The sequence below is a fragment of the Bacillus sp. ISL-34 genome (assembly GCF_018613325.1).
Taxonomy (GTDB): Bacteria; Bacillota; Bacilli; order Bacillales; family DSM-1321; genus Peribacillus.
This window is the reverse complement of sequence record NZ_JAGGQJ010000005.1, coordinates 1-14392: the sequence shown is the minus strand read 5'-3', so window position 1 is coordinate 14392 and position 14392 is coordinate 1. Positions and strand designations below refer to the sequence as shown.

9 protein-coding genes are annotated in these 14392 nt (G+C 41.3%); 4 read left to right on the top strand and 5 right to left on the bottom strand.

From position 1 onward, the window contains the following. Positions 1 to 105 precede the first annotated feature (105 nt). The 3 genes from J7E52_RS26810 to J7E52_RS06095 all read right to left on the bottom strand — a co-directional run bounded on the left by J7E52_RS26810 (position 106) and on the right by J7E52_RS06095 (position 6294). Positions 106 to 3078 carry a DEAD/DEAH box helicase gene (locus J7E52_RS26810; RefSeq protein WP_286197493.1) on the bottom strand — a complete coding sequence of 991 codons (2973 nt, stop codon included), beginning with the start codon at positions 3076 to 3078 and terminating at the stop codon, positions 106 to 108. Next, on the bottom strand, positions 3071 to 4696 hold the full coding sequence (locus tag J7E52_RS06100) for a hypothetical protein (RefSeq protein WP_214744155.1): 1626 nt from the start codon (positions 4694 to 4696) through the stop codon (positions 3071 to 3073). The genes J7E52_RS26810 and J7E52_RS06100 overlap by 8 nt, the downstream gene beginning before the upstream one ends. A gap of 704 nt (positions 4697 to 5400) precedes the next feature. Continuing rightward, positions 5401 to 6294 carry a helix-turn-helix domain-containing protein gene (locus J7E52_RS06095; protein WP_214744153.1) on the bottom strand — a complete coding sequence of 298 codons (894 nt, stop codon included), beginning with the start codon at positions 6292 to 6294 and terminating at the stop codon, positions 5401 to 5403. Positions 6295 to 6838: 544 nt separating this feature from the next. Between J7E52_RS06095 and J7E52_RS06090 the strand changes: the two genes are divergently transcribed. Continuing rightward, a complete protein-coding gene (locus J7E52_RS06090) occupies positions 6839 to 7156 on the top strand; it encodes a hypothetical protein (RefSeq protein WP_214744151.1) in 318 nt (105 codons plus the stop codon). A 28-nt stretch (positions 7157 to 7184) separates the two neighbouring features. Here J7E52_RS06090 and J7E52_RS06085 read toward each other — a convergent pair whose 3' ends face one another. Next, the gene (locus J7E52_RS06085; RefSeq protein WP_214744149.1) at positions 7185 to 7328 is read right to left on the bottom strand and encodes a hypothetical protein; all 144 of its coding nucleotides are present in this window, start codon (positions 7326 to 7328) and stop codon (positions 7185 to 7187) included. Positions 7329 to 7782: 454 nt separating this feature from the next. Here J7E52_RS06085 and J7E52_RS06080 point away from each other — a divergent pair, with 454 nt between their 5' ends. The 3 genes from J7E52_RS06080 to J7E52_RS06070 all read left to right on the top strand — a co-directional run bounded on the left by J7E52_RS06080 (position 7783) and on the right by J7E52_RS06070 (position 14056). Continuing rightward, on the top strand, positions 7783 to 9219 hold the full coding sequence (locus tag J7E52_RS06080) for a magnesium transporter CorA family protein (RefSeq protein WP_214744148.1): 1437 nt from the start codon (positions 7783 to 7785) through the stop codon (positions 9217 to 9219). 437 nt (positions 9220 to 9656) lie between these two features. Continuing rightward, positions 9657 to 11663: a penicillin-binding transpeptidase domain-containing protein gene (locus J7E52_RS06075; protein WP_214744147.1), complete on the top strand. Its 2007-nt coding sequence runs from the start codon at positions 9657 to 9659 to the stop codon at positions 11661 to 11663. Between the two features lie 323 nt (positions 11664 to 11986). Next, a complete protein-coding gene (locus J7E52_RS06070) occupies positions 11987 to 14056 on the top strand; it encodes a SpoIID/LytB domain-containing protein (RefSeq protein ID WP_214744146.1) in 2070 nt (689 codons plus the stop codon). Positions 14057 to 14212: 156 nt separating this feature from the next. Here J7E52_RS06070 and J7E52_RS06065 read toward each other — a convergent pair. Further along, positions 14213 to 14392: hypothetical protein (locus J7E52_RS06065; RefSeq protein ID WP_214744145.1), on the bottom strand; the 180-nt coding region annotated here is incomplete at its 5' end.

Below are 14392 nucleotides of genomic sequence, written 5' to 3'. Positions count from 1 at the left end.
CGCTTATGTATAAAAAAGGGGAATGCATATCGAATATGCATTCCCCCTTTTTTTCCTTATAAGTTAACAACCTGCACTCATTCATCTTCATATCGTGAGAGCGGGCTATTGAAGAGCAACCAAGTCCTTGATTTCCTCTGTGGAAAGTTCGGTGATCCAGTTGTCACTGCTGATGATCTCGTCGTTCAGGGCTTGCTTTTTATCAAGCATCTGGTCGATTTTTTCTTCCAGGGTCCCTGTGCAGATTAGCTTATGAACGTGAACGAAACGCTGTTGCCCAATTCGGTAAGCACGGTCGGTGGCTTGATTTTCAACAGCTGGGTTCCACCAGCGGTCATAGTGAATCACGTGGTTTGCTTCTGTAAGATTAAGACCAGTGCCGCCTGCTTTCAAAGAGAGTATGAAAATAGGGAATTCCCCATCTTGGAATCGGGTGATCATTTCATCACGCTGCTTCTTGTTCGCACTCCCGTTCAGGAATGGCACTTCAAAGCCATATCGTTTTTCCAGCAATTCTTTAATCATATTGCCCATCCCGATATATTGTGTGAAAATGAGACAGCTTTCCTCCTGTTCTCGGACAGCATCGATAAGCTCGGTCAGCTTCTCGAGTTTGCCTGATCGGTTAGGCGCCTTCATGATGTTTTCCTTTTCCGTCTCTTTTAAGTAAAGAGCTGGATGATTGCAAAGTTGCTTGAGCTTATTCAGCATCTGAAGGATGATGCCTTTTCTTTCAAAGGCAGACAGTTGTTCGATATCAGTGAATGTATCTTTTATCAGTTGTTCATACAACGATGCTTGCTCGGTGGTAAGCGGTACGAATTCCTTTTGTTCTTGCTTATCCGGAAGATTAAGAGCGACTTCTTTATCGCGCTTAGTACGGCGAAGCAAAAATGGCTGTATCAAACGCTGCAATTCCTTGATTTTATCCTTCTGTTCATCACGCTCGATGGTCGCCACATATTTTTCCTGAAACTGACCTAGCGTTCCGAGATAACCTTTATTGATGAAGTCGAAAATCGCCCATAGCTCACTTAAACGGTTTTCCATCGGCGTACCCGATAAGGCGATATGATGTCTGCCATTTAGCTTGCGTACCGCTTTGGATTGCTTCGTTTGGGCATTCTTGATGTTTTGTGCTTCATCAAGGATTACGCTGCTCCAATGGATGGAGGCCAGTTCAGCCACATCTTGGTGAGTCAGGCCATATGATGTTAAGACAATATCATGATCTGCTGCCAGTTTAGTAAATGCTTCACCTTTAGCACGATTCGATCCGTAATGAAGGTGAACTTTAAGTGATGGTGCGAATTTTTCCAATTCCTTTTGCCAGTTGCCTAGGACCGATGTCGGGCAGACGATGAGCGCTGATTGTACAGAGACGGATTCCGGGGCAGAGGTAATGACCTCAGCCTCATCACTGCTCTCAACGTTACTTTCCTCTTCGACGATGATCGGTTCACTCTTTTGTTCGTCCCTGAGGGCAGTGGGCAGCTCTTTACCGGCTCCTTCTTTGCCTTTCACATGAAGTAGGTAGGCAATCATCTGGACGGTTTTTCCAAGTCCCATGTCGTCGGCTAGACAGGCACCAAAACCATGCTCCCTTAAAAAAAGGAGCCAGCTCATGCCCAGTTTTTGGTAGGGGCGTAAATCACCTTGAAGTGCATTAGGGACGGGCAGGATGGATATATTTTTGGTTTCCCGGAGTCTTCCCACCATTTTACGGAGCTCCTGGTTCAATTCAAATTGAATCCGAAGCATATCGTCGTTTTCAGAATCGATATCGCCATCTTCATTTACGCCATTCAACAGTTCCTGCTGCAGCAAGTCAGTAAGTTGGATTCCTTTTTCATTAGCTGTTTCCATCAGATCCTGAATTTGCTTAATGAAAGCAGGGTCAAGCTTGACCCATTGGCCGCGGATGAAGACAAGCCGCCTTTTTTCATTGACGAGCTCCTCGAACTCCGCCTCAGTGAGCTCCTTGCCATTTAATGAGAATCGCCAATCAAAGTCCATTAAAGCTTTTAACCCGACATAAGAAGGGCCACGGTTCGATTGGCTCTTCACTTTCGCCTTGACCTTCAATGAGGACTCCTTCAAGGCAAGCCACCACGATGGAAGGAGAATTTCGACGCCAAGAAACAGGAGTTTTTCGCTTGCATCGGTCAAGAACTCCCAAGCATCCGTTTCTGAAATCTCCCTTTTCAGACGGCCATTCTCCCCAAGCCATGGCACGACGAGCTGCCAGCGTTTTGTAGCACGCACCACTTCACTTGCATACTTATTCCAGCCGCGCGGCAGTTTTTTTCCTGTATATGTTTCAATGATATTCTCATCCCTTTTAGAGCGAAGGGTAACATCGAGTATCCAAGGCCCATTGCCATCAGGAGGCTCAGTTAAACGGAGACCTATAGTGAATGGTTTGGGATCGGGCTGGACACCGAGCCATTCCTGCCAGCTGTCTTTGTCAAAAAAGGCCTGCAATTCTTCGGGAGAAAGTCGTGTATCCTTTAATGCCCCGACGGCTTCACTCCATTTATGCTGCATGGGTGAATATTTTTTTAAATACATATTAGCGGCACCGTTATACCACTTTTCGATGAAAGTACGATTTGTTTCCAGTTCAGGTGAAGGGAGATCCAAAGATATTTCTTCTTCCCAAAAAGAAGGGACGAATTCCTCTTCCACTTCTTCCGGAAGCTTCCAGCCGACGGAATCCAACTGAAGATTAGTGAAATCCGGTACAGGGATTCCCGCTTCAATGGATTCATGAAGAACGGGCGCTGCTGACAGGCAAAGGGAGGATATCTCGGACCATTCCCATTCTATGAAGGAGTTAAAGCTTTCCCTCGCAAAAAAGTTGAGAAGTCCCCAAGCATCAAGAATGAATACTTGATTTCCATCCACTATATCCGTAGTCATTTTCGTACCATAAAAGCTTGTGTCATCCCAGTTGAATAACAGTCTTCGTATATAATTCGTAGTGAGGAAGGTATTCTCTTCATTGACGACGCCAAGGGCGTAAGTTCCGTTTTCGAGAGCCGCTATTTTGATTTTTAATTTCCCTGGATTAAACATCGATAAGCTTACCCCTTTTTAGTTCTTCTTGGAAAGCGCGAAGCCGTTTAGTCGAATCTGCTACATAAAGTATATAACGTTCGAATACGTCTTCCTTTTTGCTCTTTTTATAGATGGTGCGCATCCTTTTCAAATAACGGACAGCTTGCTTATAAGCAGGCCGATTTTTCAAAGATACTTTTTCCTGGACTGCATGATAATAAAGGGGCAGGATTAGTTCCGGTTCTTTTGAGACCACTTCTTTGATGGATTCACTGCTGATTAAGTCAATGCTGATTTCTGAGTAAATATGCATCTCCACCCATTTTTTATATTGTCCTTGTTCAAAAAGGAAATTTGCATAGTTCCAATAGCTGTGCGGAAGGGTGGCCCTGTAAAATTTCTCAAGCAAATCTGTCCGTTTTAATTTATAACAGCAACTGTTAATTAATGTCGTAAATGTCCGGACGAAATCTACCCGCTTATAATAATCGGACAAACCGGCAAGGAACTCCTGGACATTATGATTGATGAATTCAATGAAAGGGATGGCCCGTGACCGGTTGTCAGATTCAGCCAGGAGATTCAGCCAATAAAAAATGTATGGACAGGCTTCCTTCTTCAATTCCTGAAGAAGCTCGATCGCTTGTTTATCATGATTCTCCAAAAGGGATAGGTGAATGGCCGCAAGGGAATAGGACGTTCTCTCAGTGGTGCCCATATACTTCTCGGGAAGTTCATTATTGATTCGTTCCAGTTCCTCTTTACGCCATGAGGAGTTGGAGAATAAGTAGCTCCATATCTCCCGGTAGAGGTCGACCTTTTCGTATTCAAGACCTTCTCCTCCATCGAGTAGTTTAGCTACATCTTCCTTGATGCTGAAAACGAAGGGATCAAAGGCGAAGGGCCTCGCTTGCCGGCTAAGCGGCTGTACCGTTTCATGCAGCTCTTCTGCCAGGTCGACGGCAAGTGCATAAAAGACCCTGATCGTTTGCGTCTCACTTTTATGCAGCTGAATCATTCTCAGTGTCTGCTGCATCGTGCAAAATTGCGTAACGAAATGATAAAGCAATTTCCATTCCCTTTCCATTGGAGCTTTTGAGCTTAGGCGTTTAAAGTAAGTTTGTATATGATTTTCAACCATATACGTAGGCTCGCCTATATGAGGCTCAACATGTTCCGCAAAGGCATCATTCACGAATTGCTTCCATGATGGATAGCTTTTATCTAAGGTGATGGGTTTCTCCGCCGCCTGTTTCAGTAATTCACTTGCCCGTTTCACTTGCTGCAGTGCTTGGGCGGTAGAGGTGTTTTTTGGTGCTTTCCATTCGCTCAGCCATTCGGAAACACTAGCGTGTTCTGAATACGCTGAAAAGAAAACGGCCATTTGATGCCGGCAAATGAACCTTGAATCACATGTACAGCTTCCATCCTGAGGGAAGAGCAGATTCAGCCTGGCCTTAAAGCGTGTCTCATCCTGTACCTCTGCCACAATCGTATCCACCGCTTCTTCTTTAATATCAACGAGCCCCTGACGGTATAACTGGAGCCCTTGATTCACCACATCCGAATCTTCCGGATCCCCGGCCTCCAAAAATTCCGCCAGCCGCTCCCCAACTAACAACAACTCCCGCTCCATACTCTCCTCCTTCAGGGACAAGCCCTGTTTAACAAAATTATATTTTTGTCTGATCATGAATCATCAGTTTTTTAACTTATCGTAATCCTGCCCCGGTTTACCGAGGATTTACATTCTTGGGCCGTGCAAATGTTACATCCCGAACTCAAATGCTGGATTATGGCCGTTCTTTGTCCGTTCTAATCCATGTAACCGAACAAACCATCACTGCTTCTAGCCGTATATTTATAAAAACCCTGTAAAAGTCAATATCGTCAAAAATCCCCTTGAATATAAGCGGTTCGGATATAAACAGGAATAACTGGCAATCACGTTAACATGCCTCAAATCCTTCATCCTCATCACGCTTCACAAAACCAAGTGATGAGGGCAGGAACCTTTTTTTAAATTGCTTTTTTGAAGCATCTCTTTATTATACTTCATTTTGGCTTGGAATTTAAAATGTAGATTAGAGGTTTTGGAAAAGATGAGTGTGAGATTTTATATACTCCCGGTGAATGACTCAGTTTGTAGACAAATGGGGTTCTATATAAAAAGTTAATACAAAGTAGATTGGAACAGGTGTGCAGGACTCCTGCGGAAAGAGAGTGCCTGGAGGCAATATTCAAATACAAACCTTAAAAAATTGTAGACAAACTCAATTTGCATCGGGTTTGTCTACAATCTGGAGCCATTCCCGTGGGGAATGGCTATAAAATATGGAATTAGTTTATTTTCAATCCGTTCTTCCAACTGTCCAGCTTTTTGTTGATGAATGAAACAAAGGTATGGTTTTTTTGTAAGTTGAATAGAAACGCAGATTTTTCCAAGTACTCCTTTGCCTCTTCGAAGTTACCTACGAGTTCAAAATTGTAACCTAAATGGTAATGTAAATCTGCTAAAGCATATAATTGGTCATGTTCGAGGCACCACTTTATGGCATCTTGACAGCAAGCAATGGAATCTTCGTATCGGCCCAGGCGTGTTAACACTCTACCAAAATTATAGGATAGGCGCGTCTTTAGCGTTTTATCCGTCAAAAAGGGCAGGGCTTTCAAGTGATCTAAAGCTTTCCTTAACAAGGCAAATGCATTTTCGTACTGTTCTTCGGCAACATACATTACACCAAGACTGCTTAAGATTTCAAGCTCCCGTTCCGAATAAATTTTATCGGTCGTATGAGTAATGGAGATGGCCTGATTGATGAATTCTATGGCTTTATCTAAATCTTTATTTTTTTCATATTCGTATATTCCCTTGTGCCAAAGAATCAATTGATGATTCTTTTTATTCTGAAGAAAGAGGGGACTGTTTTCCTCAGCCTTCACAATTTGCTGCATTTCCTCATAATTTCGGGTTCTTCTGGCTATTTTTAATTGATAAATCACTTCCTCCACGTAATCCAGCCTAGGGGTCATTCCAATATCGAAAAAATAGTTCACATCAACGCCTAAACGTTGGGAAATTAAGTAGAGAGTGGATGCATATGGATAGACATCGCCCTTTTCAATCTTACTGATCTGTGCTTGTGTACAAATACCGGTTGCCAACTCTTCCTGGGAAAGCCCGATTTGTTTACGTAGCTCTTTGATCTTTTGTCCAACTGCAAAAAAATCCATTTTGATTCTCCTTAAAATATGCCTAGAGTTATATTTTGTTATGAAAAATCGGTGAAAGCGGTATGTACAGGTCCTGAACGGTTTAAATAGATTCTTTAGTCGAAATATATGGTTTTAAGAATTGTGGTTAAATATAACTATAGAATTTTTTTCTATTTTAACCAATATTTTTTTAGAAGAAAAGGAGGAATGACCTATGAAAAAAAGTACTAAAGCATTAGTCGTATCTTTTCTTATCATCGCTGCTTTCGTTATTGTCCCAAGCGAATTACCAGGCCTTTACGCAGAACTTCCAGGTTTATATAAATAAGTAAATGAAGCTTCCTATTAATCATTCAAGCATCTTCAATTGAAGATGTTTTTTTATTAATATTAAATGAATATTCTTTTGCGCATATTCCTGTAGTTATAATTAGCTATGAATGGGGAGTGTAAGGTCCATTTGGTAGGTGTGGAAGAAACGTGAGCGTAGTTTGTAACGCCTATTTCCTTTTAATGATTTTGTTATAGTATAAATAACAAAACGGAGAGAGGTGTAAGGTTAATGATTGATATTAATATGAAAGTTCAACCCTCTTTTTACGATGATGAATGTGCCATTGTGTTTTCTTTTTATTTTGATAAGGCAACCAGGAGAATTGGTGAAGCTGTGGTGTACACATGCAAAAAATCAGATGAAAAAGAATCCAGCCAAGATCATATAGATACAGATGTACAAGAAAAAATCGCTTATCTTAAAGAGTTTTCCATTGTAGATGAATATCAGGCGACCTCGATGAAGAAAATTCAACATTTTTTGAATGTAATCGGTATCAAGAAATGTGTGAAGCACAACCTTCAGGGAAATGAAATCGCATTTTAAACGATAAAAACTCATGACATCCCATATGTTATGAGTTTTTACCATTTAAATGACTGTTTTGAGCATTCATTTTCTTTTTGATGAAATCGCTCATTTGTTTCCGTTCACTTGGTTTAGCGTTATTTGTTCTTTCAAAAAATTTAAAGTGTTGTTTATAGCTATCGGTTTTCATGCTGTCTCTCCTTTGCTTTTTTATTTACCCACTTTTTCTTAGTTAAAACGTGATTTTAATATAAAGTGATGAACAAAAAGATCTTGGGATTATTCCTATAGTTATATTTTCTTCTGTGAATTCCTGCATATAAGGGTTTATTGGATGATAATAAGAGGTAAAGCCCAAATATGGAGGAATTCCGTGTTTTATCTTACATAAAATAAATGCTAAAATGGTCCGAATATCGGATTTTTCATTAGAAACATCAGTTTCTAGTACCCTAAAGTGAAGAGGGTTGAAGAACTCTTTTCGATGGCCCCCGAGCATGTGCTTGGGGGATTTTTTTCTTTGGATAATTTGTCCACTTTATTTCTATAATATGTTTCGTTTTGTTTGTATATACATGGGTAAATATAAGAAACAAGATGAATAAATCCTGTGTTCATCGCAGTTTAATCGGAGGATATATTTTATGGATGTGAAAGTAAAGAATGATCCCACGAAGCGAGCTTTTCAACAGTACATTTTTCCATTTACGCTTGAAGGAAATAAGATTGAAAAATTTGTGGAAAAGTTGTTTGAGAACGATTTCGTTTTTTTGAATTTGAAAGATATGGAACAACAAAGCCAATATTATGGTGGCCATAAAGTTTCGCACCGTAAACTGGAAAAGTATTTCATGCCTTACATCGAGCCGATTTTATTTCCGGGTAATGCAAAACAGAAGGAAGGCTTACGGCGTTTTACAAAAAAACTGGATATTGATTGTACCTTCGAATCACCCTATCTAAATACCCCATTTATTATCAACTCTATAGATATCTTCATATGCCCATTTCATATTGGCATGATGAATCTTCGTGTCACTTTGCCTGAAGGGCTTTCGCATGATGATGTGCTCTATTTTAGCGATACATTCCGAATCCTCGAACCGATTGCTGATGATGAGGTAAAAACGAAAGTCGGCTATAGGAAAAATCAGTATGAACAAGTGAAGGATTTCATCTTCAATGAACTATTGCCGCCAATGGAAGAATATATGGATGAAGAACAAGCGGACCCGACATATTTTGGCAGTTTACCCTTCTTCATCGATGAAAGAATGTACGTGATCAGTTTTACTGCATTCCCTGAGAATCGTGATATTTCAAAAAATGACTTATTCAGGATCAGTGAGCTGAACGGTTATGACAATGATGGTGAGCCGTATATAGGCGCATTAAACCCTGATTATATCGAAAAGTACTATCAAGAAAGGGTATATGACAGGTGGGGCAAGGAAACCTATTATGTAACAAGCATGTATCATTTCGCATGTGTCACGAAAGCGACAGGTAAACTGGAACAGGAACTGGCAAGAGAAATGTACGGCCAGCATTTTTATACAGTGTTGCTTTTCTTTTATTATAAAATCGTACTGCTCAAATTGGCTCATGAACATTCACGGATAGATGTGGAAAAAGATCAATCGGATACGGAACAGCTGATTTTCATGATCACTGAGTTTTCTGCAAAGTACTTATTTACTGAAGTCAATAGTACGGCAGTCGGTAAGGAGTTATTCAAAAAAACGGATGAAACCTTCAGGATTGCGCCTCTCTATGGAGAAGTGAAGGAAACACTTTCCTACCTTTATCAAAATCAGGATAAACTGTCTGGGAAAAGCAGTAATTATCTCTTGCAAATACTAACGATTTATACGGTTGTCTCCGGGATATTCGGAATGAATCTATATATTGAAGATTGGAAAGGGAAGTTTCCGTGGAAAGCTTATATGAATTACACCTTATACGAATGGGTAGCTGTCATGGTGACGACAAGCGGCCTAATCATTTCGGGTATCATGGGCTTTTTCTTCTTGAAAAAATGGCTGCAAGAGAAAAAAAGCCGAAAAAAAAGAATGCTTTAGAGTCCAGTACATTATGTTCAGGACCCAGACTGCAGACCAACTCGATGAAAATCTAGTTGGTCTACGTTATTTTGGGGTTAGCACAATTTGAATGTTGCCTCCAGGCAGTCGCTTTCCGTTCGCGGGGTTTTCTTGTTAAAGAAATTTGCGACTCTCCTGCCTCCTCGCCGAGACCCGCTAGATCCCCGCGGCGAGGAGGCAGGCAGACCGGCGTAAAGGGAGCGGATTTCTGAAATCAACCGGATCTTTTTTGCAGACTGGTCCTTCTTCTAATTTTTCTAAAACAAAAGTTCTGTACACTATGTACAGGACTTTTGTTTTAGAAAAAACATGGTTAATTAGAAAAATGAAGAAATTCGGCATACAAAATCCCCCATTCCCCTAATATTTTGCTAAACTATAGGTATATCATTCTAACTATTCTTTAGGAGGAAATCATGAAGAAACTAGCTTTAGTTTCCAGCTTATTGTTGATGAGCGTATTGTTTCTGGCCGGATGCTCGGATGGGCCAAGTCCGGAAGATCGCTTTGCGGCATATACGAAGCTTTGGAATAAACAGGATTTTGCGAAGATGTACGAGTATCTGTCACCTGAGACAAAGAAGAAAATCAGTGCGGATGAATTTGCGGAGCGTTATGAAAAAATCTATACGGGCATAGAGGCCGACCAATTAAAGGTGGACTATAAACAGCCAAAAGAAGAGAAAGACCATAAAGATGGGGAAAAGGTAAGCCTTTCATATACCGTTGATATGTCCACTATGGCGGGTGCCGTCAGCTCCGACCATAAAGCGACACTTGTCAAGGAAGGGGAAGGCGAGGAAGAAAATTGGTACATAAACTGGGATGAAAGCTATATATTCCCTCAATTGGAAGCTGGAGAGAAGGTATCGGTTGAATCGTATCCAGCCATTCGCGGGGAAATTGTCGATCGAAATGAACGCGGCCTTGCCATGAATGGAACGGTAGCAGAAGTGGGAATCGTGCCAGAGAAAATGGCCAACGAATCCGAAACGGTTAAAAAAGTCGCTGGAATCCTCAATATGTCCACCGACGAAGTGAATCAGAAATTAAAACAATCATGGGTAAAGCCAAGTTATTTTGTGCCCATCAAGAAAATGTCAAATGATAATACGGCAACCTTGGAAAAGCTATTGAGCATTGCTGGTGTATCTGTCAATAATACGGAAGAACGTATATATCCATATAAGGAGTCAGCAGCCCATCTAATTGGATATGTCGGTGAGGCATCGGCCGAAGATCTGGAGAAATTGAAAGGAAAAGGTTATACCGCAAGTGACGTTATTGGCAAGCGAGGTCTTGAGCAAGTGTTGGAACCTCGGCTTAAAGGTGAACCTGGCGGTAAAATCTTTATTAAAACAGAAGATGGCGAAGAAAAGGTGATTGCTGAAAAGCCCGCTGAAGAGGGAGAAACAATTACATTGACCATCGACGCCGAGCTTCAAAAGGATATCTTCGAGCAATATAAGAACGAAGCAGGATCGGCATCCGCACTTGATCCGAAGACAGGCGAAACGCTTGCACTTGTTTCAAGTCCGTCATTCGATCCTAATAAATATATATTCGGGATAACAAAAGCGGAACAAAAAGCGCTTGAAGAAGACCCGAAAAAACCACTTTTGAACCGCTTCAGTTCGACGTTTGCACCTGGTTCAACCATTAAGGCCATCACTGCGGCAATCGCTTTGAAAAATGGTGTGGATCCGAAAGAGTCGATCAATATCCAAGGGAAAACGTGGGCCAAATCGACATGGAAAGATCATTCCATTACAAGGGTTTCGGACCCCGGTGTTCCAATCGATATGGAAAAGGCATTAATTTATTCAGACAATATTTACTTTGCCCAAAAAGCTTTGGGGCTAGGAAAGGAAAAATTCACAAATGGACTCAAGGCATTCGGATTTGATGAGTCTTTGAATTACGATTATCCGATCAAAGCATCGAGCATCGGTAAGGTCGACAGTGAGGGACGCTTGGCAGACGCTGGATATGGTCAGGCGCAAGTCCAAATGAGCACGCTCCATCTCGCCATGACCTATTCAGCCTTCTTGAATGAAGGAAACATCCTGGCACCTTCGTTAATAACTGGAGATAAAATAGAAAAGAAAATATGGAAAGAAAATGCGATATCAGCAGACCAAGCAAATCAGGTCACCAAGATGCTGACACAAGTAGTGGAACATCCTAAGGGAAGTGGACATGGAATAAATGATCTTGGCATCAAAATCGCTGCCAAAACGGGAACTGCTGAAATCAAGGCATCCAAAAATGCTGACGGAACAGAAAATGGCTGGTTTGTTGCCATGGACACAGAAGACCCGGAACTTCTGATGGCATGGATGATTGAAGATGTAAAAGGAAGAGGCGGCAGCCATGTCGTTGTCGATTATATGAAACCGGTGTTGAAGAAGTATTTGAAGTAAAGAAAAAAGTCACTACATCAGAAATGGGTCAGAAAGCAGGATATGGATTCTTCCATGTCCTGTTTTTATTTTCTTACACATGATGGATTCCAATTTGTTACGTCAATAAAGCTGGAAGAGAAGGATAATGAGTCGTACATACAGAATGTAAAAAGAGAGTTCAGTAACCTACAAGTAAACCCGCGATCCCAATGTCCTGAAATCATGATTTCTGCAGCAGTGACCTCATCCAGGCCGTTATGTTTTCTCATGCCAATGGATTCAACAGGATTAATTCAAAAATCTTTGAAAGATAAATAGAAAAGGAATGAGGATGAAAAGGAATGAGAAGTTTAAAGTATCTGTTTATCGCTTGCTTTATCATTTTTTTTACATTTCCTTCTCATGAAGAAACGGCAGCGGAAGAGAAAACAACGATGGAAGTGAAACTGAAGAATTATTTGGGGAATAGAACAAGCGTTAAAATAACGGCAACAGCGGACTACCGTACTTCAGGGGGAGAGATATTCATCAAGGCTGGTGAAAAGCTGGCTTTGAAAGTGGAGTCGGCTAAACTTGCCGTTTACAAAGGTTCTATGAAAACGGGGTCTTATGCTTCCCTTAAGGTAATGCCAGTTAAACCTGATGCTTCATTGTCCATAAACGGCCGTCCGTATCAAGGTTCATTTTCATTTAAAGCGGAGGACGGTTACATCAGGCCAATCAATACTGTTTACATTGAAGATTATCTAAAGGGCGTTGTCCCGCTGGAGATGCCCGCACTATGGCATGCCGAAGCCTTAAAAGCACAGGCGATTGCCGCCCGGACTTATGCACTTCGCCATCAATCGACAATAATTGATGACACGGTTTCTTACCAAGTATATGGCGGGGCTGCCGGCCACTATCGAACTAATTCAGCCATTGTACAGACAAAGGGCATGGTAATCAAACATGATGGCGAAATAATCGAAGCGTTCTTTTCCTCAAGCAATGGAGGAATGACCGAATCGAATTCAAATGTTTGGTCAAGTGGGAACCCCCTTGCATATTTATCTATAAAAGAAGATTTATATGATCCGAAAACCAATTGGGCGATAACGCTGGACAAGCAGCAAATCGACCTGTCAAAAATAGACTTATCCAAACCGGAAGAATGGTGGACAAGTGTAGAGGAAAAAGATAAAACGGTTGTGCCGAAGCTGAAGGCTTGGCTGAAGAATAATGGATATGCGAAGAAAGATATTAAAATAACGGAGATTCCCTTGTTAACATTTACAGATGAAAAAACGGGAGGCCGTGTTACGAAAGGCTCCATCCAACTGAATTTCTATGTAAGGGATCTCGTTGATGACAGGGGAAAACTTTTGCAGCAAACGGTTAAGCTTACAAATGTAGCGGCTTCCAAAATCAGGGGCATGGTGGGGCAAGAAGTGATGAAAAGCTATCTGGTTGACCATTCTTCTTCCGATTCTTCCAAAATTACTATCGAAGGATCAGGATATGGGCATGGGGTCGGGCTAAGTCAGTTTGGAGCGAAAAACAGAGCGGAAGCAGGACAATCATATCAAGATATTTTGGGGTTTTATTATCCTGACACAACTATAGAAAAGGAATATGGACCAGGTGCTGGATCTAAAACGGATCTTGTCGTAAAGGCGGAACCGAATTCAGTAAACTTGAAAGCGAAGACGGATCATTTAAATGATGAGGTTGGAATCACATACTCCCTAAAAGAAGATGCTGTGGTAACGCTCATGATTAAAGATAGTAAAGGTAAAGCCATAGCTACCCCAGTCCGTGATCAAACAATGAAAAAGGGTACCCATTCAGCAATCTGGAACACAAAAAATGTAAGTAACGGTACATATGAAGCAGAAATATCAGCAATGGACCGGGGCGGGAATGAAGGTTTGGCAACAATGGCGCTAAAGATCAGCAGAGATACGTCGGCACCGAAAATCACCGATGTCAACACATCGGGTGATTACAGTACCGAGAAAGCGAACATAACGTATACAATTAATGAAAACGCTAATGTAACCGTGGAAATCAGAAACAGTAAAGGAAAGGTTGTCGGCATACTTTCTGAAAGGCAGTTCAATAAAGGCAGGCAATCGGCAACCTGGGATTTCAAAAATATGTCCAACGGGATATTTATGGTGAAAATCTCCGCTAAGGATGAGAGTGAAAATCAGAAAACCTTTTCAACGAAAATCTCGATTAGGAAGACGACGGGAATAGTGACAGCAAGCGAATTATCTATTAAAGAAAGTAGAAATGAATCTTCTGAAACAGTCGGGAACCTATACAGGGACCAATCTGTAACGATTCTGGCTCAACAAGATGAATGGTATAAAGTGAAAAAGGGAAGCCCAATTGGGTATGTATTAAAAAAACATGTAAAAAAATGAAGGAGTAGGACGCCAATTATGGCGTCCTTTTTTGACCTTATAAAGAGTAAATGCATCTCACAGAAAACAGCACGAATTCACGACTAAATCGCAACTTACGAGTAAATGCACCAAACTCACGAGTAAACGGCGTGAATTCACGAGTAAAGCGCAAATTTAGTAAATGCACCAAACATACGAGTAAGGCGCAAACTCACGAGTAAAAGCACCAAATTCACGAGTAAAAGGGGCGAATTCACGAGTAAAAGCACCAAACATACGAGTAAACGGCGCAAACTCACGAGTAAACGCACCAAACTCACGAGTAAAAGGGGCAAATTCACGAGTAAACGGTTC

What these genes read in the sequence shown, in the direction of transcription:
- J7E52_RS06090 (WP_214744151.1), top strand. Translation starts at nt 6,839, where the DNA reads ATGATTGATATTAATATGAAAGTTCAACCCTCTTTTTACGATGATGAA.
- J7E52_RS06075 (WP_214744147.1), top strand. Translation starts at nt 9,657, where the DNA reads ATGAAGAAACTAGCTTTAGTTTCCAGCTTATTGTTGATGAGCGTATTG.
- J7E52_RS06085 (WP_214744149.1), bottom strand. Translation starts at nt 7,328, where the DNA reads ATGAAAACCGATAGCTATAAACAACACTTTAAATTTTTTGAAAGAACA.
- J7E52_RS26810 (WP_286197493.1), bottom strand. Translation starts at nt 3,078, where the DNA reads ATGTTTAATCCAGGGAAATTAAAAATCAAAATAGCGGCTCTCGAAAAC.
- J7E52_RS06095 (WP_214744153.1), bottom strand. Translation starts at nt 6,294, where the DNA reads ATGGATTTTTTTGCAGTTGGACAAAAGATCAAAGAGCTACGTAAACAA.
- J7E52_RS06100 (WP_214744155.1), bottom strand. Translation starts at nt 4,696, where the DNA reads ATGGAGCGGGAGTTGTTGTTAGTTGGGGAGCGGCTGGCGGAATTTTTG.
- J7E52_RS06080 (WP_214744148.1), top strand. Translation starts at nt 7,783, where the DNA reads ATGGATGTGAAAGTAAAGAATGATCCCACGAAGCGAGCTTTTCAACAG.
- J7E52_RS06070 (WP_214744146.1), top strand. Translation starts at nt 11,987, where the DNA reads ATGAGAAGTTTAAAGTATCTGTTTATCGCTTGCTTTATCATTTTTTTT.